At 55.0% G+C, this 22,075-nt stretch carries 11 protein-coding genes; 2 read left to right on the top strand and 9 right to left on the bottom strand.

The features are described 5' to 3' along the window. The first annotated feature begins 14 nt into the window (after nt 1-14). A complete protein-coding gene (locus Mag101_RS03995; RefSeq protein ID WP_077401131.1) occupies nt 15-839 on the top strand; it encodes a sulfite exporter TauE/SafE family protein in 825 nt (274 codons plus the stop codon). Nucleotides 840-931: 92 nt separating this feature from the next. Here Mag101_RS03995 and Mag101_RS04000 read toward each other — a convergent pair whose 3' ends face one another. Then, nucleotides 932-2,467, bottom strand: coding sequence for a peptide MFS transporter (locus Mag101_RS04000; protein ID WP_077401134.1), 1,536 nt, complete (start codon nt 2,465-2,467; stop codon nt 932-934). A gap of 176 nt (nt 2,468-2,643) precedes the next feature. Here Mag101_RS04000 and Mag101_RS04005 point away from each other — a divergent pair, with 176 nt between their 5' ends. Continuing rightward, on the top strand, nt 2,644-3,840 hold the full coding sequence (locus tag Mag101_RS04005) for a tetratricopeptide repeat protein (RefSeq protein ID WP_077401137.1): 1,197 nt from the start codon (nt 2,644-2,646) through the stop codon (nt 3,838-3,840). Between the two features lie 71 nt (nt 3,841-3,911). On the opposite strand, the gene Mag101_RS04010 is transcribed toward Mag101_RS04005, so the two are convergent. From Mag101_RS04010 to Mag101_RS04045, 8 genes are all read right to left on the bottom strand, one after another. Continuing rightward, on the bottom strand, nt 3,912-6,614 hold the full coding sequence (locus Mag101_RS04010; RefSeq protein WP_077401140.1) for a TonB-dependent receptor plug domain-containing protein: 2,703 nt from the start codon (nt 6,612-6,614) through the stop codon (nt 3,912-3,914). A 518-nt stretch (nt 6,615-7,132) separates the two neighbouring features. Next, a complete protein-coding gene (locus tag Mag101_RS04015) occupies nt 7,133-7,717 on the bottom strand; it encodes a MarC family protein (protein ID WP_077401143.1) in 585 nt (194 codons plus the stop codon). Nucleotides 7,718-7,765: 48 nt separating this feature from the next. Next, nucleotides 7,766-8,695, bottom strand: coding sequence for a class I SAM-dependent methyltransferase (locus Mag101_RS04020; protein ID WP_077401146.1), 930 nt, complete (start codon nt 8,693-8,695; stop codon nt 7,766-7,768). Nucleotides 8,696-8,771: 76 nt separating this feature from the next. Further along, entirely contained in the window at nt 8,772-11,366 is a 2,595-nt protein-coding gene (locus Mag101_RS04025; protein WP_077401149.1) for a TonB-dependent receptor plug domain-containing protein, read from the bottom strand. Between the two features lie 327 nt (nt 11,367-11,693). Next, entirely contained in the window at nt 11,694-14,525 is a 2,832-nt protein-coding gene (locus Mag101_RS04030) for a TonB-dependent receptor plug domain-containing protein (RefSeq protein WP_077401152.1), read from the bottom strand. Between the two features lie 278 nt (nt 14,526-14,803). Continuing rightward, entirely contained in the window at nt 14,804-17,581 is a 2,778-nt protein-coding gene (locus Mag101_RS04035) for a TonB-dependent receptor plug domain-containing protein (RefSeq protein ID WP_198040084.1), read from the bottom strand. A gap of 346 nt (nt 17,582-17,927) precedes the next feature. Then, nucleotides 17,928-20,822 (bottom strand): TonB-dependent receptor, encoded by a 2,895-nt coding sequence (locus Mag101_RS04040; RefSeq protein ID WP_232325127.1) that lies wholly within the window; start codon nt 20,820-20,822, stop codon nt 17,928-17,930. Nucleotides 20,823-20,956: 134 nt separating this feature from the next. Next, nucleotides 20,957-22,012 (bottom strand): FecR family protein, encoded by a 1,056-nt coding sequence (locus Mag101_RS04045; RefSeq protein WP_077401158.1) that lies wholly within the window; start codon nt 22,010-22,012, stop codon nt 20,957-20,959. Between the last annotated feature and the right edge of the window lie 63 nt (nt 22,013-22,075).

Genomic DNA, 22,075 nt, shown 5'->3' on the forward strand with positions numbered 1-22,075 from the left:
ATGAGGAGTGTGAAGTGGAAGTGCTATTGATTTACCTGCTGGTAGGGATAGGAGCGGGCACCATCGCCGGCTTGTTTGGTGTCGGCGGGGGCCTGATCATCGTGCCGGCACTGGTGCTGGTGTTTGCCGCTCAGGGCATTGCACCGGAGATTCTCACCCATATGGCGGTGGGGACCTCACTCGCTACCATCATCATCACCTCCATCAGCTCCATTCGCACCCATCATCTCAAGGGGGCGGTGGACTGGAGTATTGTGGCTGCCATGGCACCGGGTATCTTGATTGGCTCCTGGATTGGCGGTATGACCGCCGATTGGCTGAGCGGCGCCTGGCTACAGTTGCTGATTGGTGTTTTTGCTGTAGGTATCGCGCTCAAGATGTGGCGCGACGGCCTGCGCACGGCGCAGCTCGTCAATGACGGCAGCCGTGTCCCGGGCAGGGCGGGGCTCTCGCTCGCCGGTGGCTTTATCGGTTGGGTTTCGGCGATATTTGGTATTGGTGGTGGGTCGCTGACGGTGCCATTCCTTAGCCGATGCCATGTGGTCATCCAGCGTGCGGTGGCGACTTCTGCAGCCTGTGGTCTGCCCATTGCCGTCGCCGGCGCGCTCAGCTTCGCCGTCCAGGGTTGGAATAACCCTCAGCTGCCGGAGTGGAGTAGCGGCTATATCTACTGGCCTGCATTTCTCGGCATTGTGCTCGCCAGTACCTGGTTCGCCCGCCTCGGCGCGCTACTTGCGCACAAGCTTTCACCGCAATTATTGAAGAACTGCTTTGCCGGTCTGTTGTTCCTGATTGGTGCGCGCTTTATCTGGCTGAACTATGGAGTAGTTTTCGGTTGACCCAGCCTTCGCCTGTGTCGAAAACAGTGCACATAAAAAAGGCCGCTGCGGGTAACCGCAGCGGCCTTTTTAATTACTTTGTAATCGAGTGATTACACGGTCTTGGCAGTAGCCTCGGCTGGCTCAACAGGCTCGATATGGTCGCTGCCCTGGGTTTCCCAGGACTTGGACTTGAGGCTGATCAGCGCGATCACGGCACCGATACCAATGCTGAAGATGGCGATCTGCAGGTACAGGTTCGGCAGTTCGGAAACATTGTTCGGGTCGAAGTTGCCGGCCAGCAGGCCGGCAATGATGTTGCCGATGGAGTAGGTGAGTACAAACACACCCATCATCTGTCCGGCGAAGCGGCGTGGAGACAGCTTGCTCACAGCACTCAGTGCAACCGGGCTCAGGCACAGCTCACCCACGGTGTGCAGGAAGTAAGTGGTCACCAGCCACATCGGCGCGACTTTCAAGCCTGCAGCGGCCTGTTGGGCAGCGAAGAACATGACGATGAAGCCGGTGGCCATGATGATCAGGCCAATCGCACATTTCATGCCGTAGGACGGCGAGATCATGCGCTTGCCCAAGTTGATCCATAGGGCGGCGAAGAACGGCGACAGGATGATGATGAACATCGGGTTCACGTTCTGGAACCAGGATGCTGGGATCTCGAAGGAGCCGATCATGCGGTCGGTGAAGTCACGGCCGAACAGGTTCAGAGAGGAACCCGCCTGCTCAAAGCCGGACCAGAAACACGCGGAAGCTACACACACCAGGAACAGGGCCCACATACGCTTCTTCTCGGACGGGCTCAGTTGGCCGGCAAAGTAGATATAGGCGTAGTAGATAAAGAAGATCAGGGTGAAGGCAACGGCTACATACTTGGCAACGGAAACGGGATCAAACACGATCACGCCGCTCAAGGTCAGCGCCGTAATTACCACAACGGCGGCCACGACTGCCCAGATGGTACCCCAGGCCTTCTTGGCGCCCGCTTCGGTCATCGGGTGTTCTGGCTTCAGGCTGGCGTCGCCCAGATTTCCGATGGTCTTGCGGTACTGGACCAGGCCGATGGCCATACCCACGGCAGCGGCGCCGAAGCCCCAGTGCCAGCCCACTTTTTCACCGAAGTAGCCACAGATCATGTAGCCCAGCACGGAACCGATGTTGATACCCATGTAGTAGAGGGCATAGCCACTGTCGCGACGCACGTCGTCGTCGGAGTAGAGGTGGCCAACCAGGGCACTGATGTTCGGCTTCAGCAGACCGGTACCGGTGGCAACCAGGATCAGGCCGATAAAGAAGGTATTCTCACTGGGAATGGCGAGCACGATATGGCCGCACATAATGATAATGCCGCCGTACCAGACGGTGCGCTGACCACCGAGCAGGCGGTCGGCAATCCAGCCACCTGGGAGGCCCAGGAAGTAAACGGCACCGGTATACAGGCCGTAGACTGCGGTTGCGGCGGCAACGGTGAAGGCGAGGCCTTCCTGCTGCAGGCTGGCGGTCATGAACAGGACCAGCAGGGCCCGCATGCCGTAGTAACTCATCCGCTCCCACATCTCGGTAAAGAAGAGGGTGGAGAGCCCTTTGGGATGACCAAAGAAGCCATCGCTGTTGTGTTGTAGTTGTGACGACATATCAGCGTTTCCGATTGTTATAACGTTATAAGTTAATCCCCTGCGAGTGTAACAGCGGTGCCGGAAACTGGCGAATGGTTACAGCTGAAACAGGAAATGAACCTGCGAAAGGTATTCCTACACGACAAGAATTGTGGAAAATCAGAGATTCAGAAAACGATATGGGGAGAATAACCATGAAAACCCCGGAAAATTCTGGAGTGGCAGGCAAAAAACGTTCATCGCTGACGGCTTGGCGGAACAAGATCTGGTTTGGTGCCCTGGCGCTCCTCCTGAGCGGCTGCGCCAGTGTCCCGGACGAGGTACACCAGCCAATCGATACTTATTGGCTGCTATCCGGCCAGCCCCTGTTTGCAGAGCCTGTGCGTCTCTCTGAGCTGCCGGAGGACGATATCCTCGGCCTGGCGCCCGAGATACGGGCTTATCTCGCAGAAATCGCGCCGGAATCGGGGCCCCAACACCGGCTGCAAATGCTACTCAACGGGTTTGAGCGCCGCGATTACACGGTGCAGTACCACGCGGACAAGACGCTCACTGCCAGCGAAACCTATTCCCAGCAGGTGGGCAACTGCATGGCGTTCACCGTGCTGATGGTAGCCATGGCTCGGGAGCTCGGTGCTAATGCCTATTTCAATCAGGTGGAAGTGCCTCCGGTGTGGGGCCACGAGGAAGCCCAGACCTTTGTGGTGTATCGGCATATCAATATGGTGAGCCAGAGTCCGCGTGGACGGCGCGTGGTCGACTTTAACCTACAGGCTTATGATCCTGTCTACGATCAGCACAAGATTTCCGATACCGAGGCTTTTGCCCAGTACTACAGCAACCGGGGTCTTGAGTTGATGCAGCAGAGTGAGATGCGTGATGCTTTCCTCTATTTGCGCAAGTCCCTCGAGTTGCGGCCAATCAATGCCGACCTATGGGCAAACCTCGGTGCTTTTTACAGCCGCAATCAGGAATTTGGTGCGGCTGAGGAAAGTTACAAACGCGCGCTGCAGCTGAAGAGTGATCACGCCATTGCCATGAGCAACCTGGAGCGGCTGCATCGCAAGCAGGAAGAGTTTGAGCTCGCCGATTATTACGCGAAGCGGGCACGCTACCATCGCGAACGTAATCCGTATTATCTGTATTACCAGGCGCGGGCGGCGTATGAAGAGGGTGACTATAAAAGTGCGAAAAGCCAGCTGAGGCGTGCTATCTGGCAGTACGAAGATGATCACCGATTCCACTTTTTGATGGGGCTCACGCGCTTCCGCCTGGGAGAATTCGATGACTCCCGAGAACATTTTACTGAGGCCTTTTCACTGGCGAGTAATCCGACAACTCAAGAGAGTTACCGCAGAAAGCTCGGACTTTTGTTGGAACCCAAGAAATAGTAAGTATAAAAAAAGGGGGCCGGAGGCCCCCTTTTTCTCTGACGGAATGTCAGTTACTTCAAATCGAAACCTTAGAACTGGTAAGAAGCACCAGCCCAGAAGTAGCGACCCTGGAAGTCGTAGAAGCTGTTCCAGTCGTTGTAGCCTGAGGTATCTTCCGGTGCCTTGTCGGCCACGTTGTCGATACCAGCAGACAGACGCGTACCTTCGTTGATATCCCAGCCTGCACGCAGGTTCAGGTAAGTCATGGACTTAACCGGCTTGTACGGGCTGTAGCCATCGTCGAAGTACTGCATTTCCGCACCCATATCCCAGTCGTTACCGTACCAGGTGGCACTGGCCAGGCCGCGCCATTTCACGTACAGACCACCGGTGGTGCCCACGTACTCGAGGTAGTCGGACTCGGTACCGGACTGCTCGTTGTACTCATTGTACTCCAGCAGGCGGGAAGCCTGAGCGCGCAGACCGAGACGGCCGGCATCGAAGTGCAGGTTGTGTACGATGTCGACGTCAACACCGCGGGTGTCGATCTGGCCGATGTTCATCTTCGCACCTTCCAGCGCAACGATCTGATCACCAGCGCCACGGGTAACAAATTGACACGCGCTTGCAATGCCATCGCGGAAGCAGTCATCCAGGATGCGCTGCAGATCCGGCGAGGTGATTGCGTCTTCGATGCTGATGTCGTAGTAGTCCAGGGTGATAGACAGATCGTCTACGAAGCTCGGGGTCCACACGATGCCTGCGGTGAAGGTTTTTGCTTCCTCCGGAGTCAGTTCTTCGTTACCACCGATGTTGGTTGGCACCTGGTTGCCCGCCTGGGTGAAACCAGCACCGACCATGTCGCAGTTTGCCCCCTGGCCGTCGGAGTTGGACGAGCTGGTGTCACACGGATCGATCAGGTACTCATAGCTCTGCGCAGAACCGCTGAACAGTTCATAGATTCCCGGTGCACGGAAGGAAGTGGAGTAGCTGGTACGGAAACGCACATCTTCAACCGGTGCGTAAACCAGACCAACTTTACCGGTGCTCTGGCCGCCGAAGGTGCTGAAGTCGGAGTAGCGAACAGCTACGTCAGCGGTCAGTTCTTCTGCGAATTTCGCACCTTGCAGGATTGGAAGATTAAATTCCGCGAACACCTCGGTAACGTCGTATTCACCGCCGGTGGCGTCTTGCTGGTTACCAAAGGTTTCACCGCTCTGGGTTTCCGGGGAGGGGTTGAACTCACCGGATTCTTCGCGGTATTCAACGCCTGCCGCGAAGCCAAGAGCACCGCCCTGGAATTCGATGGCATCGATGTCTCCGGACAGGGATGCCCCCACATTCAGCAGCTCGTAGGAGTTATTTTCACGATCGTCGTAGCGGAAATAATCCATGATTTCAGGGCTCATGCCGCCCGCGAAATCAAAGTCGAGACCCGCTTCACCGCTGAAGATCTGATCCAGCTTGGTTTTATTGTAGGAGTTCAGGGTTACGTTTTTGCCTTCGTTTTTGCCGTAGCTCGCGAAGGTGTCCCAGCTCCAACCGTTGGAGAAGTCACCGCTCAGACCAGTGGCGAGGCGGTAGGTGTCGGTGGTCTGCTCGTAAGAGCGAGTGCCGCCGTCCACCGGGCGAATACGGAAATCGGAGAAACCGTCGACCCAGTCGGTGCCGTGGGCGGCAACGGGAGCGGTCGGCTCAAGGCCGTCCGGGCTGCCCTGTGCTTCCCATTCGGCTACTGCAGCGTTATACGCAGCCAGCTCGATCTGATAGGCATCGTCCGCTTGTTGCCAGGCATCCTGCAGCTGATTCTTGATAGCTTCAGGCAGGTGCGTTTCCGGGTTCAGATTAAAGCCGTTACCAGCATACATGGGCTGTGCGGCCAGCTGCTGGTTGGTGGTTTTGGTAGTGAAGCTTGCTTCGCCCCACAGCTCAACGCTGTTGGTGATGGAGTACTTACCAGATGCGGTAGCGGAGGAGCGCTCCATGGCGCCAGACAGCCACATGTGTTGGCCAATGTCGTAGCCTGCGTAGTCGCCCAGGGTCACACCGTCTTCCTGGATACTGAAGGCGCCGTAGCGGGTAAAGATATTGCCGTTCGGGCCCATGGAGCTGGTCAGGCCAGCCCAATCGCGATCGTTGTAAGTGATTTCGTCGCGCTGGCTGTGGCTGATGTTCGCGATGAAGCTGCCGCGTTCGCCTTCGCTACCAAAGGTGAAGGAGATGTCACCGTTCTCACCGCCGCCTTCGGAAGTGGCGCCGGCACGGGCATTGATGCGCAGGCCTTCAAAGGAATCTTTCATGACCACGTTGATCACGCCGGCAACGGCATCGGAACCGTAAACCGCGGAAGCACCGTCGGTCAGTACTTCGATTCGATCGATCATCTCAACGGGGATGTTGTTCATGTCCACTGCAGAGCTCACGCCGGAGGCGGAGGATACGAAGCGACGGCCGTTCACGAGCACCAGGGTGCGCGCGGAACCGAGGTTACGCAGGTCAACAAATGCCAGGCCCTGGCCACCGTTGTTGTCGTTTGCGTTGATACCGGTGGTACCCATGGACGGCAGCTGGTTCAGCAGCTCGTCAATGGTGCCAACACCGGAGCGGCTGATCGCCTCGGAATCTACGATGGTAATTGGGCCGGTGGTCGACAGTGGGTCGCGCGCAATGCGGGAACCGGTAACGATCACTTCCTCAACGGCTGGGCCGGGGACGTTTTCCTGAGCGGAAACGCCTGCGGCAGCGATACTGCTGAAGGCCGCAATAGCGATACTCAATTTGGTCTTGATCATAGATATGTCCTTTATGTTTTCAGAGGCACTTTTATCTGGTTGCTCTATATCGAGTGCGAGCTGACTTTAAAGGACAAAAATATTTTATGGAACTAACCTGACATTCGGGTATCTGCAAGATTTCAAGTATGCTGGTTGTTTTCCGCTCTAATCGTATGAAGTGCGATCTACCGAAAGTCAATATATCCTTATAGTGTGATTATTTTTATTAGAAATTATTAATTTTTTGAAAAAATTAGGATAACTACGGCTTTCATTCAATTGAAAAGCGATCGATCAAATAGTGTTCAGGCGATGGTTTGTTTGATTCTTGAGCGCTCTTCGGCTTTTTTGCGACCAATGGAATTAAGTTTCGTCGAGCTTAGATTGCGCAGTTGCAATGACTGAGTGATGGGCTCTTCGCGGCGACTAGCCGGTATTGCGTCTTGGCAATATCTGAGGAAAGAGCGTTTTTGATAGGTGGGGCAGATTTTAAGAAGTGCACTGGGCGCGATTTACGCACCCAGAATTCAAACGGATCAATTGAGGCTTTGTTTTATACCATCGAGGAACAACTGTACCGCGAGCATTACCAGTACCATCCCCATCAACCTTTCCACGGCAATAAGTCCTCGATTTCCCAGCAGCTTAGCCAGCGGAGAGGATGCCAACAGGATAACTGCCGAAACGCCCCAGGCACCAAGCAGTGCGAGCGTCCAGTTCCAGAGCTGCTCTCCTTCACTGTTTGTCATCAGCATCAGAATCGCCATGGTGGAGGGGCCAGCGACCAGAGGCACTGCCAGCGGCACAAAGAAGGGTTCACCTTCCAGTCGCTCACCCATAATGCCGCCCTCAATCGGGAACACCATCCGTATGGCAATCAAGAACAGGATAATCGCGCCTGCAATGCGAATCGCTTCCTGCGACAAACCAAGCCAAGCGAGTACAAAGCGTCCGGCGTACAGGAATACGAGTAAAACGATTAGGGCGAAGATCAGCTCGCGCATGATGACGAAAAGCTGGCGTTTCGGTGGGACGTTCTTCAGTGCCGCAAGAAATACTGGGATATTACCCAGAGGGTCCATAACAAACAGTAGGGTCAGGAAGGCGGTTAGGGTATCCATGTATAGTTCTCGAGATATGGGTGCGGTGCGAACTTACGGCTAATCACGCTACTTCGTCAATGAAATATAGACCCCAATTGTACTTCCGCTATGCTTAAATTCCGTCGCTACGGAATGTGTAAATCCGATCTCAGTTGCTAAATTCAAGATAGTGGCTGTTTTATTGTCATCAAGTGATGCGTTGAGCATGTCTTTCTGACGCTTAAATGCAGATAAATACACACTTTTTCTCTGCGCCAGAAGGTCCTCTACTTCTTGTGTAGTTTTAGACCCTAAGAGTTTAAGAGTGTTACTAAGATCACTTACGATTAATTGGCACAGTTGTTGACCGGGGAACATCTTCCGCAGTCTATTGACCGCATCGTTCAGAGATTTTGCTACGGTTACATTGCTTTTTTCTGCATTACTCCGTGTGCGGATGAAATGAATTGCCAATTCAAAAATATTTAACTCCTGTAGAGCAATAGCGTATATGTCGATTTCATCTTTTGTGGATTTTATTAGCGAGGAATTACTAGAGTGACAAACAAAGTGGGCTGTAGAGCCGGTCTTTAACACTCGAAATACTTCAGGAAGAGATTTCTCCCAGTTGCTATATTCAATGCCGTATTGGGAGGAGATTAGGTGAAACTCATTTTCTGAGAATGGAAGCTCCTCGCAAGGAGTGTTGCTCAAAAATGTCACATCTTCCCGTGCTTTCTCTATTCCCTGTGTCGAATTCAGAGTGGGATTTATTTTTGCTGAATCTATGCCAAATATATTCGCGCTTCTATTCAATTTCTTAAGTGTTTCGTGGGCAATACACGGGATGGCGCCATTCCCTGTCGCAAGATCAAGTATGTATTCGTCTTGGTTTACTGCCGAAAATTTCTGTTCCCAAAACGATTTTAGGTTCCCTGTGTAGTTGTTTTGCAGCGATGCTCCAAATGTGGTTATAAACCCTTGTCGCCAAAATTCGGTCCAGTGTGCTTCGCTCATTAGTTAGCTCCCAAAAAAAAGGGCCAACAAAAGTTGGCCCTTAATATCTTAAGTAAACTTAAGAATACATGGCTTCTTAGAAGCTCATGCTGTACTCGGCGTATACCATACGACCGGTGGCATCATACAGGTCGTAGTGGTCACGAGCGTACTTGCCATCTTTGTCCATTACTGGATCTTCGTTGGTCAGGTTGCGCGCACCAACTTTGATTGCGCCGTAAGCCTCAGTATCCAGACGGTAGGACAGATTCATGGTGGTCCAGGAATCCAGATCCGCTCCGCTCTTCTCCAGGGTACCGGCATCGGTAACGCTGGTGAACTCATCATGCGCCGCAATGTAGTCAACGGTCAGGTCAACAGCGTGCATGCCCATGCTCCAGCCCAGAGAGAACTGGCCGCGGAGGCTCGGGTAGAGGTTGAAGGTGGAGATGTCCTGTACCGGGCCCTGATAGTAGGCATCGGTCTCGTAGGACAGCTGGTGGCTGACGAAACCACCCATGGAGATCAGACCGAAGTTGGTGTCGAAGCTACCGTCTACCTTCACGTCCACACCAGTTACGTCCAGCACACCTGCGTTGGTGGTTTGAGAGAAGAACTCACGCTGTGCACCAGTACCGGTAGTGTAGATACCGCTAGCCGGGTCCAGATTTACACCGGAAGCCAGGGCGTAGAAGATGCTCTGGGCAGAAGGCTGGATGATTACGTCTTCAACTTCTACGTTCCACAGGGTGGCGTCCAGGCTCCAGCTGTCAGCGAACTGCCAGTTACCGCCGAAGGACATAGAGGTGGAGGTTTCCGCTTCCAGATCTTCGCTAGTGGAGTAGTAGGTGTCCCACTGACGGGAAAGACCAGTCGCCGGATCAGTTGCGTCTTCCGCAGAGAAGGCAGACGGACCGTACAGCTCGTCCAGCGCCGGAGCGCGGAAGCCTACACCAGCGCGGGCACGCAGAGTCAGGTCGTCAGACAGACGATAGCTTGCAGACAGAGACGGCGCTACGTTCGAGCCGAAGTCGCTGTAGTTATCGTAACGAACGGCAGCGTTCACTTCCATCTGGTCCATCACCGGGATGATGGCTTCAGCGAAGAGCGCTGCTACGTCACGATCGCCAGCAGCGGAGTTACCGGAGCTACCACCAACCAGGCCAGCTTCAGAAGCGTTATCGTACTGGTTGGCGTACGCCACGGAGTAGGCTTCAGCACCGGTCAGGACGATAGTTTCACCAGCGCCGAACCAGTCGCCGCCGTCAAACTGCAGGTGACCGTAGACTTTGGTCTGGGAGGTGAAGTTGTTCTGAGAAGTCAGGGCACGCATCGCGGCCGCACCTTCAGGGGAGAACGGATCAATGCCTTCGTTCAGAACGTAGTCCAGGCCCGGGTAGGACAGGTAGTAGGAACCGAATTCCTTCACCTCGTAGCGACCTTTCTGCGCATAAGTCTCGTAGCTCATGCCATTCGGCAGGTCGCCACGGAAACCAATGGTGAAGTCATACTGGCTGTCAGATACGTTGTTATCACGTGGGCCAATGTTGGTCCAGCGGTAGTAACCGGTGATCTCGTAGTCTTCGGTGATGGAGCCGTCAGCCAACAGGGCATCTACGTCGAACGGAACGTCCGCGTAATCAGCTGGCATGTCGGACCAAGCAGCCGCAGGCGGAGCGTAACGACCAAAAGAGTCAACCTTGGAGAAGAGCGCGTTCGCGAAGAACTCGACATTCTCAGAGATTTCGTAGTTGGCACTCAGGAAGGTGTTGATGCGGCTCAGCTCGGCCTTGTTGGCAGAGATGTTGGCATATGGGTAGGTACACAGGGTGCCGTCTGGCTCGCCGAAGGCTGCTGCGCCCATTTCGGTGAAGGTGGAATCGCCAGCACAGCTGGTTGCTGCCTGCAGACGGTAGTAATCGGTGTTTGGATCGTAGATCTCGATGGTTTTACCGTAGTAGGAGTAGCCATCGGTATCCAGATAGGCGTCCAGGCGGCCGTCACCATTGTCGCGGATCCAAGCAGAGGTGTAATCGCGGTCACCATCGAAGATCGGGTCGCGATGGTTGTACTCGGCGGCGAAGGTGATGTTGCCACGGTCGCTGCTAACGCCGGTTACAAAGCTGAAAGACTCTTCGATACCGTCGTCGTTAGCGCGCTCACCACGGCGGGTGGTAAATTCGATACCTTCGAAGTTCTCACGCATCATCAGGTTAACAACGCCGGCAACAGCGTCAGAACCGTAAACTGCGGAAGCACCATCAGCCAGGATGTCGATGCGCTCTACAGCGGCCATCGGGATCATGTTCAGGTTGATGGAAGCTGCGCCCAGGTTCGGGGAACCCGGCATACGGCGACCATTGATCATTACCAGGCTGCGCTGGGAGCCCAGGCCGCGCAGGTCAACGGTGGCGTTGGACTGGGCGGAGCTACCGGAGCGCTCGTTGAAGGAGCCCAGGGAGTTCAGCGGAGTGTTGCGCAGGGTGTCGGCGATCATCAGGTTGCCAAGGGCATCGATGTCGGCACGGTCCATGCTTACTACTTGCGCAGCTTCATCAAAGTTGGTGCGCTTAATGCGAGAACCGGTAACTACAACCTCTTCCACCATCGCACCTTCTTCTTGTGCGAATGCCGGCAGGGCTGGAACCATGATCGTAGCGGCTACGGCTACGGACAGGAGGTTCTTTTTCATTGTAAATCCTCTCTTGATCGTTGGATTTATGTTTTGAGTTGCCTAGTTAGGCGTGTGTGGAAACGACTACCCCCAAGCGGTCATTTCCTTCCCAACGTGTATTTAACGGACAGGGGATAAGTTCCCTCAAAAAAAAATATAAAAATTTCAAAAGTGTCGTATTGGCAGGTTAGACAGGTGTCTATTGGTCGGTAAAAAGTATGAAATTTGAGCAGGCTTCTAAGTACATATAAAAGGCTCCGCCATGATGGGGGGCTCTAAGTAGCGGAGGAGAGACAAAAAAAGCGGCTCATAGAGCCGCCTTAAAGAGGTAAAAACGCCTAGAACTTAGAAGTTAAAGCGAACACCAATGTAGCCACTGCGGCCAATCGGGTTATAGACCGCGGCGTTGGTATCAGTACCGGTTACGTTACCTGGCACACCGGACAGGATGATCGGCGCTTCTTCGTCGAGGAGGTTGGTTACCCCGATGTTTGCGCTGATGCTGTCGGTGAACTGGTAAGACGCGAATAGGTCGTGGCTTACATACTCTCCGACTGAATAGTCAAAGTCTGCACTGCTCAGATCCGGAGAAGCATCGCTCAGGTAGGAGGTTTCCAGCTGCACAATTAGGCGGTCCATGGCGTAGTTCACGGTTGCCAGCCACTGGTGCTCGAAATAGCCCACTTCACCTACCAGTTCATCGTCGTCACCGAACTTGGTCAGGGTGTAGTCCATCACGTGGCCGTAGTTCAGGCTAACGCCCAGCTGACCCGGGCCAACGTCCATGCCCCATTGCGCCTGGAGGTCAATCCCTTCCGTCTTCAGGGTGCCTTCGTTGATGAAGCCGGAGTTTACTTCGGTAATTTCGCCTTTCTGGAACGCAGCGCCGCTGCTGTCGCGGACGATGAAGTCACAGAAGTTGTTCGGGAAACTGGCGGAGTTGTAGCAGAAATCGACAGAGGTTTGACGGCCAACTGTATCGATCAGATCTTCGATTTCAATACTGTACCAGTCCAGGGACAGGGTCAGGTCACCGAAGTTACCCAGGGCCTGCTCGTAAACCGCGCCAAAGGTGTAGCTGTCAGAGGTTTCGGTAAACAGGTTCTCGTTACCTTTGCCGGTGAAACCACCAGTGCCCTGAATTTCGGGCTGGGTCAGCTCGAATACACCTTCAGACGCAATACGCTCGGCAACCGCGGGAATGCTGCGGCAGTTATTCGCGACAACACCTGAAGTGGATGCGGTGACGCCGTTACAGGGGTCACTAACAGTGGCGAAGTTCTCACCACCCGGAGAGAACAGCTCACTGATGTTGGGTGCACGTACGGCACGGGCGTACTGCCCGCGAACACGCAGGGAGTCGTCAATCACCCAGGAAACACGTCCGGTATAGGCGTCGGTGCTACCGATAGTGTCGTAGTCGGAGTAGCGGTATGCCGCACCAACACTCAGAGACTGGATCAGCGGTAGGTCGGTAAGAACCGGTGCCTCAAGCTCTACGTACACTTCGTTTACGCTGTAGCTGCCTTCGGTCGGCTCTTCTTTGTTACCTGCATTCTGGCCGGTACGGGTCAGGGCGTCAGGGAAGTCAGCGGCGTACTCATCGCGGTATTCCCAACCGGTTGCCATGCTAAGCGGGCCGGCCGGCAGCTCTACCAAAGTGCCATTAAAGTTGATGCCAGCAACGGTTTGCTTGGTGCGCTGGTCGCGGAGGGACGGTGCACGCACATAATCGGCAGCATCCGCAGAAATGGATCCCTTACCAAAAATGTTAATGGGTACACAGCCTTCAGTTACCGCGGCAGGGTCAGCACAGATGAGGTTGCCATTGCCGTCGTCAACGACATTCAGCGCGTTGCGGAAGCTGGAAATATTCAGCTGGCCGGTACCGCGCTGACTGTCTTGCATCTGGCCCTGGCCGACAAAGGCGTCCCAGTTCCAGTCTTGAATTTCACCACGCAGTCCCATTAACGCGCGGAATGTTTGACGCTCGGCGAACGCACCGCGTTGATCCAACTCAGTAGTCCGACGCACAAACTGGATGTATTCGTCACCAGCGGCAACCGCAAGGTTTCGCAGATCCTCGGGTACGAACGGGTTATCGATGGAGATACCGTCGATGAACAGATCTTCATAGGAGAAGGGGAAGGGCTCAATCTCGGTCTGGGTTTCGGTGCGCGCGAATGTGGTTTCAACAAACGCTTCCAGCGTGTCAGTCAACTCGTAGTTCAGATTGCCGCTGATCAAAAAGCGTTCAGTTGGAACTGTATAGCGACGGAACTGCTGACGGTTAAAACCGTAGGTATCCGCATCCCAGGGAAGGACTTCGCCTGCGCCGGAGTCGTTGTCGAAGACATACTGATCACCAGTGGACGGAATACCAAAGCGACCGTACTCGGAGAAAGAAGAATAGAACGGGGTAATGCTGTCGGTGATTTCGCCGCCGAAGTAGATGGCAGAGAGGTCATCGACCTGGGTATTGTTGCGGTCACGTGACAGTACACCGCCTTCGTCGGTATAGGTGATGGACACCACCGCATTACCCTTGTCGTCGTCGAAGTTGCCGCCTGCGGTCAGGTTGAAGCGGTCTGTGGTGTCGTCACCGTATTCCAGGGTCTGGCCATGCGAGGTGCTGATATTTACACCTTCAAAGTCATCTTTCAGGATGACATTGATTACGCCTGCCAGCGCGTCAGAACCGTAGATGGCCGAAGCGCCACCGGTAATCACTTCTACGCGTTCGATCAGTTCGGTCGGGATGGTGTTCCAGTCGACGGCAGAAGAGCCCGCTACACCAGAAACGTATCGACGGCCGTTTACCAGTACCAGGGTGCGGTCTTCACCCAGGTTGCGTAGTTCAACGGTATTGATACCGCCGCCGGAGGTGAAGAAGTTAGAGTTACTGGAGGACAGGCCGGAAACACCGGTTGCCGGTAGGGAGCGCAGAATATCCGCACTGTTCAGCTCACCAGAAAACTCAATATTGGTCGAATCCAGAGTAGTGATCGCCGTCGGGCTATCAAGGTTCGCACGCACGATACGAGAGCCGGTTACAACAACCTCTTCAACCAGCTGTGCCTCTTCTTGTGCGAATACAGACATGGAAGGAACCATGATCGCAGCGGCAGTAAGGCTCAGGGCGCCTTTAATGGCTGCGGACAGTCGGTTCTGTTTCATTGGAAATCCTCTCTTTATGTCGTTGGAGTTATGTGCATTGCCACTTGTTGCTGTGGCATTCGGAAATGACACTCCCCAAGTGGTCATTTCCTACCCAACTCATACGCAGCGAATGCGCGCTAGGTTTTCTCAAGAAATGTTTAAATATTCTCGAATGATCGTTTTGATAGGTGTGAGTTGCTGGAGAGGTTGACCGCTGAACAAAATGTGTTCAGCTAATACTTGCGAGCAAAAAAAAGCCCCGCACAAGGCAGGGCTTTGACGAGAGGTAAAAACCTTTAGAACTCCAGGGTAATACCACCGTAGAAGTAGCGACCGACAGTGTCGTAGCTTCTCATCAGGGTGTTCATGTCATCATAGTTGGTGACATACGGAGGCTGTTGGTTCCAAAGGTTGCGGATACCACCGGTGATGGTGACGCCTTCCCACTGGAAGTAGTTGAAGTTCACATCCTGGTACCAGGTGTTATCAATCTGGGTGGCTAGGTCGCGCGGAGACGGATCGAAGTCGTCCACTTCACCGATCATACGAATGGTGGTGAAGGCGCTCCAGCAATCCAACTCGTAGCCCACGGTGCCGTAGAACTTCCACTCAGGGAAGGCCACGATGGCGGTGGTTACTGGGTCAGCATAGAAGTAGCCCGCCAGGTCAATGGTGGGGTCGTCCACGCTTCCTCGGTACTTCCACTCGTGCAGGTAGGTCGCTGTAGCATTCACTGTCACTATGCCTGGACCAACAGGCACACTGTAATCGAAGCCCAAGTCGACACCAGAGGTTTCGAAGGTGGCCACGTTCTGGCTGTTCAGCAATTGACCGGCAATGGTCAGGTCGGAGGCGCGTCGAGTAGGCGCTCCCGCTGATGGACTAGTGCCCACCGCCGCTGCACCAGTGATCAGATCACACAAAGGTGAGCTGAAGTTGGGGCTTTCGTAGCAGCCTTGCACAATGGTGTCTGTGGTCAGGGTGCCGATAGCGTCATCAATACTGATATTGAAGTAGTCGAGGGTGAAGCCCATGTCGTCAGTCCAGGACGGGGTCCACACTACGCCCAGAGTCCAGCTTTCGGACTTCTCGGCCGCTAGATCTGGGTTGCCACCGAACAGACCGGTTGCCTGGGTCGACGAAATGGTGGTGCCTGGCGCAATACCGTCTGCGGCACAGTTCGCTCGGATATTTGGGTCATCCGCGGCGCCGTATTCGTTACACGGGTCGGCATAGGACTCTGCAGATACCGTTGGGGGGAGGAATAGGTCGTCCAGGCCCGGTGCACGGAAGCCTTCCGAGTAGGTACCGCGGAAGCGCAGCTCTTCGAGTGGCGCATATTCCAGCACTGCGCCGAAGGTAGTGTCGCTACCGATGGTGTTGTAGTCGGAATAGCGGAAGGAGGCTTCTACTGCGAGGACTTCGACCCAGGGTTCGCCATCCATGATTGGGAGTCGTACCTCCCCATAGAACTCGTCGACGCTGTAGTTACCACCCCAGGAGTCGCCACTAACAAAGTAGATCTGACCAATCTGCGCGGCACCATCTGCGACAATTTCCACGCGCTCGGCACGGTGCTCATAGCCTACTGCCCAGGCTGGTCCTTCGCTGGCCAGAGACCAATCACCGAAGTCGCCTACCAGGTTCGCTTGGAGGCTACGCAAGGTGGAACGCTCTACCGGTGAGTTGGTTACAAGAGCGTACTCTTGCATTTCTGGGGTAAGGGTTCCTTCCGCAAAGGGGTTCCACGCGACTACGCCAGTGGCGCCAACAGCGGCCGCACAATCTGGGTCTTCTGCGCAAAGATCCGGATCAAGGAGATTCTGGAAGCGCACAGTGTTGCCGCGGCCGCGGTCGATCTGTGAGTCTACCCAGCGCGCATAATTGTAAGACAGGTCCCAGGTCCACTCGTTACAGAATTCACCTTCCAGGCCGAGAACACCACGCCAGGTGTTCAAATCCTGAGTGAATGCGCGGCCGCCGGTTTCCTCCAGGCGGCGACCAATGTTCACTGGTTCGCCGATAGGGTTATAGGGATTGCTTACAGGTACTTCTGGTCCCCAGAAGGTACCCTCTGCAGCCAGTAGCTGATCGGAGCGGCGGTTTACAAAAGAGAGTTCGGTAAACGCGTTAATGTCGGTGAAGTCTTTCCAGTCGTACAGCTCGTAGGTGCCGTAACCATACATGGACGCGACTTCTTGCGGGGTGATCAGGTAGCTCACTTCCGCGAAGTTATAGGCATCGGTGGCTGCGTCGAAATCGCGCACCAGACCGGTAACTGGATCTACGATCAGCTGATCGGAATTCGCGGTGGGGGAGAAGCGCGCGGGTGTGGTTGTCGAGCTACCGCCGCAAATGACGTCACCGCCAATTTCACGTCGCGGGCAATCGGAGAAGCGGCGATCGCCCTGACCGATTCGTTCGCGCTTGGTGTACTGCGCGTTGACCATTACGTGCCCTTTGTCATTGGAGGCACCCAAAGTCATTGCGGCCAGGTATTCGTCACCGTCGCCGTGGGTGGAAGAGCCGTACTCCGCTCGGAGCTCCGCACCTTCAAAACCCTTTTTGGTGATGATGTTGATAACACCGGCGATGGCATCGGAACCGTAAATGGTCGATGCACCGTCCCGCAGAATTTCCACACGCTCAATAATGGAAACGGGGATGGTGTTTAGGTCCACCACACCCGTTGCGCCGGCAGATGAGCTGAGTCGGCGGCCGTTCATCAAAATAAGTGTGCGGTTGGAACCCAAGCCGCGCAAAGAAGCGGTGGAAAGACCGGCACTGCCGTTGTTCACGGAAGAGCCCAGCTGGCCACCTGTCATAGATGGAATGTTTTGCAGGAAATCTTCCAGCGTTGTCTGGCCCGACTGCTCCAGTGCAGCCGCATCGAATACGGTGATGGGCGTGGCGCTATTGGCATCCGTCGCACGTTGAATGCGAGAACCGGTTACAACAATTTCCTCAACCTGCGCCTGAGCATCCTGAGCAAACGAAACGGTAGAAAAGCTGGATGCGACGGCTGCAGCTGCGATTGCGCCCTTGATTGCCCGAGAAAGACGGGTTTTGTCCATGGTATACCTCTCCTGATACCGGTAATGATCGCCGAATATGGCTACGCCCTCCCTGACAACTGCATACATCTATCAACAAGAGGCTTGCTATCAACCCTAGAACAATTTTTCACCGTTCAAGTCGATTCGTGAATGAAATTGCGCCTTTGGTACAGACGTGCCAAAACCGGCGTCAGATGCGGGGAAAATGGCGAACGAGGTGTGCGTTCGTTGCGCGAAAGTGCGGATGAGAAGCGCCAGCGCGAGAGGCGTATGAAGGGTGTTTGAGAAAAATATTCTGCGTCAGGAGTTTCGTAGGAAAGTGGGCGAAGGAAAAATTCGCGGAGAATTTTTCGCGACGTTTGCTTTACATGTTGAAGCTAAAGGTCGTGTACCAGTAGCGACCGGCAATGTCGTAAGTGCGTGCGTCAAAGTTATCGTTGAACGCGGAAGCAGCGAACGGCGGAGCCTTGTCTATCAGGTTGTCGACGCCGATTGCAAAACGAAACCCTGTCGGTACCGCGTAAGCGATTTGAACGTCGTGGGTTGTCCAGCTGTGAATATCGCGACTGACGAATTCGTTGTCGAGGGTGAAGCTTTCTTCCAGACTGTCTACGTAATGAATGGTGTAGCCACCTTCCCAGCGTCCTCGCTGCATATAAACACCGGTATTGGCTTTCCACTCCGGGAGCGATCCGGCACCGCCACTCGCGGAGTCAACGAAGGTCCCGGTCAGGTCCTCGATCGGGCTGCCCGGCGCCAGCTGATTCAGATAACGATTAATATGGCTGCCATTCATGGACCAGCGAATGAGTCCCAACTCTTTTGACAAGTGCTGGTAGCGCATAGAGGCGTCAACGCCGCGCACTTCTCGTGCACCGATATTGAGTCTTGTGGCGACGATTCGCGTGATGTCACCGCCGGCGTCGCGTTGAACACGATCGCTGAATAGCCCGTTGTTTGCATTTTCATTAATTAGATATTGCGGGCTGGTGTCGATCACATCATTCTGGCGAATATCGTATAGGTCGAGACTGGCATGGAAGCCGGTAAAGTCGCCCGGCGTCCACACAATACCGAGGGAGCGGTTATCCGAAGTTTCTGGTTGCAGGCCTGGGTTGCCGCCAAATTCAGTCAGATACTGAATCCGCGATTGGTCCGCCTGCCCGTTGCAGCCGGTAAGGAGGGCTGCGTCGCTATTGGTGCAGGGGTCAAACAGGAATTCCTGGCTTTGGTAACCGGTCTGATTCATGTCCACCAGAGTTGGCGCCTTGAACCCAGTGGCATAACTTGCGCGCACCAGAAGGGATGGCCAAGGGCGCCAACGTAAAGCGAGTTTCGGATTTGCGGTCGTGCCGAAATCGCTGTAATCGGAGTATCGTACAGCGCCGTCCAGCCACAATCGCTCAGTGAGTAGTGGGATGGAAATTTCTGCGAAGCTTTCGCCAATTAGTCGATACCCATGGGCGGCACCGGAGGATGCGCCACCGATGAACGAAGAGCCGCCGGCGTCGATGGAGCGGAAGCTAATTTCCTCCCTGCGTAACTCGACGCCAGCCGCAGCGAGAACATCGCCTGACGGGATTTTGCCCAGAGGACCATCGGCAATATAAGTTACCGACGCCATTCGGCTCACGCCGTCCACATAACTGCTTGCGCGGATGTAATCCAGCTGTTGCTCGTCAATGCTTCCGGTTGTACCGAGTAAATTCACGGGTACACAGTCGCTGTTTTCTGAGCAGATGTCCGGTCCCTTCAGGGCGAGAGAGAGCCGGTAGGGGTCGATCAGGTTGGTAAGTCGTTCTCGTGCTCGGGTGTAGTGTGCGGCGGCAGTCAGCTCCCACTGCCAGTCGTCCATCAGTCCCTTCAAGCCGGCATTAAACCGGAAGGTGTCGGTGCCATTGTGTTGCGCGCGTGGGCCCAGCTCAATCACCCGTTTACGCACATCGAGAATGTCTTCGTTGAAGGGGTTATATATGTTGTCGCTAGCGATGGTCAGATCGCCATTGTCAAAGCGAGTAAACACCGGCGTTGGTGCCATCGCTGCCGCGGAGCGGGTACGAATGGCCATGGCTTCCGCGAATGCCTGGGTATCGTCCTGCAGGCGATGGTTCAGCGCCAAATAAATAGACTGGCGTTCAGAGGGGACCAGCGCGGATGTGTATTCGCGGAAGTTGTACAGGTCCTCCATCGTCCAGGTACGGTACCCGTCAGGGCTGTTGGTGACGACTTCATCTGCCAGGGCAATAAATCCCTGTGGTGATGCCGCGGAGCGCAGATCGGTACCGCCGCGGGTGCGGTTGTCCGCAGAATCTGAAATGGAACGATCGCGGCTCAATACTTCGCCCTGGCGGTAGTCCGCGAGACTTAGCATCAGGTGCGTATTCTCATTGCCTCCGCCCCAGGTCACGCTGTAGGAGCTGGTTTCCTGATCTCCGCGTTCGGACTGGCCGTAGTAACTGTTCACTGACAGGCCGTCAAAGTCCCTGCGCAGGATGATATTCACAACCCCGGCAATGGCGTCTGAGCCATACACTGCGGACGCGCCGTCCTTTAATACCTCAATCCGGTCTACTGCGGAGAGGGGGATAGTGTTTAGGTCAGCAGCTTCGCCGCCAAAGCCGTTACTGACGATACGGCGGCCATTGATCAGTACGAGAGTGTTACTGGCGGGCAAACCGCGCAGAGTGACGGTGGCGGTGCCATTGCCGCCGTTGGTCACCGAGGTGCTGGTAGAGTTTCCGGAGACTGCGGGTAGAAACTTCAGTAGTTCTGAGACGGTCTGAGCGCCGGTGATTTCGAGTTCAGGCTGCGCTAGAACGTCGATCGGCGCATAGCTATCGAGTTTCAGGTAGCGCAAATGGCTACCGGTCAAGCTGCGGCCGGTGACGATCACCTCTTCTTCCGGCAACAGGGGGCTTTCATTCTCCTCCTGTCCGGATTGCTTTTCTTTGGCCACCACAGCCACGGCATTGGTGCCAGTGTGGGTAAAGGTCAGTTCGGTCTTTGCCAGCAGCTGTTGCAGAGCTGGGGCAATACTGCCGTCGGGCGTTTCGAGTTGCTGTTTCGGGACTTGAATAGAAGAGGCGCTATCTGCCTGCACTACCAGTGAAATGCGGCACTGGCGGCCCAGCGAAATGAGTGCTTTGGAGAGGTTGCCGGAAGGGAGTTCTACGCCGGATTTCGGGCAGGCGGCACTGCTACTCTGTGAGAGTACTATTAGACCCGTCAGCGAAAGTGTTGCCCAATGCCGGAAATTCAATGCGACTCATCCCGCCCGTATCCGGCGCGATCAGCGACCAGAAAACATAGCTTATGTTTTAGTTGATGTCGTAAATGGGCGATCGTTCAGCTTATGGCTAAAAAAAGTACGATCGCCAAGGCGGGATTTATATCTTACTTATGCTTGGGAGACAAGAGAGTCAGGTTGGGGTCGCTCTGATCCTGGTCCAGGTCCAAAGCGGTGGCAATCGCAGACAGGGTGCTCTCCGGGTCGGCCAGTTCGAAGGTACCGGAAAGGGTGCGGTCGCCCACATTGGGGGCTGCGGCCGCAGGTACATTTAGGTAGCGGTTCAATTCTTCCAGCGCTTCATTGAGCGGGGTGCGGTCGAAAACCAGCTGTCCGCGGGTCCAGTCCAGCGCTTCATCGGCAGATGTACGGCTGACATTGGATAGGCCGTTGCCGGACACGCTGACCTTTTGATTACGCTTTAATTTTACGGTTTCGGGCTGTAGACCGCTGCCGGTGCGGGCTTCACTCACCGCAACCAAACCACCAGTAACGGATACCCGGGTGTTGCTGCGGTTGCGCTCAACATTGAACTGGGTGCCGAGCACGCGAATGTTGGCGTCACCAGCAGCTACTGTGAACGGGCGGGCGGTCTGGCGTGCTACGTCGAAGTAAGCCTCGCCGCGCAGCAGCTGGGTGCGGCGCTCATCGCGACTGAAAGTGACCACTAATTCGGAGTTTGTATTCAGTTGTACTTGCGAACCATCCGCCAGTGAAACGGTACGCGTCTCGCCGACGGCAGTTGCGTACACCTGTTGCGAAGCCGGGGCCTGCTGCAGCCACTGATTGCCCACCCAAAGTGCAACGGTCAGGCAGGCGGCAACTGCGCCACCACCGAGTAGCCATTGGGGCAAGCTCCAGCCGCTGGTAGAGGCAGGGTCTGGCTTGCGAGAGGATTGAGTGTTTGCTGGGGCGGACTGGCCTGTCGGTACGCTCTCTGGATAGAGCTCATTCAGTGGCATGTGTGAAAAGGCACCGAGATCGCCCCATAGATCAGCCATTTGATCAAAGGCCTGGCGGTTGGCGGAATCGTCAGACATCCAGCTGGCAAAGGTACGGCGGTCAGCATCGCTGAGCGAGTCGGAACGCAAACGCGCGATCCAGGCGCAAGCCTGATCGAGCTGATCTTCCGTAGGTCCTTTTTGTACTTCCTGGAGGTTCACCGCACTAATACCTTTTCCCCGATATACGAATCGAGCTGCCTGTCAGAGTTGTCTTTTGAGCAA

The sequence above is a fragment of the Microbulbifer agarilyticus genome, assembly GCF_001999945.1.
In the GTDB taxonomy this organism is placed as follows: Bacteria; Pseudomonadota; Gammaproteobacteria; order Pseudomonadales; family Cellvibrionaceae; genus Microbulbifer; species Microbulbifer agarilyticus_A.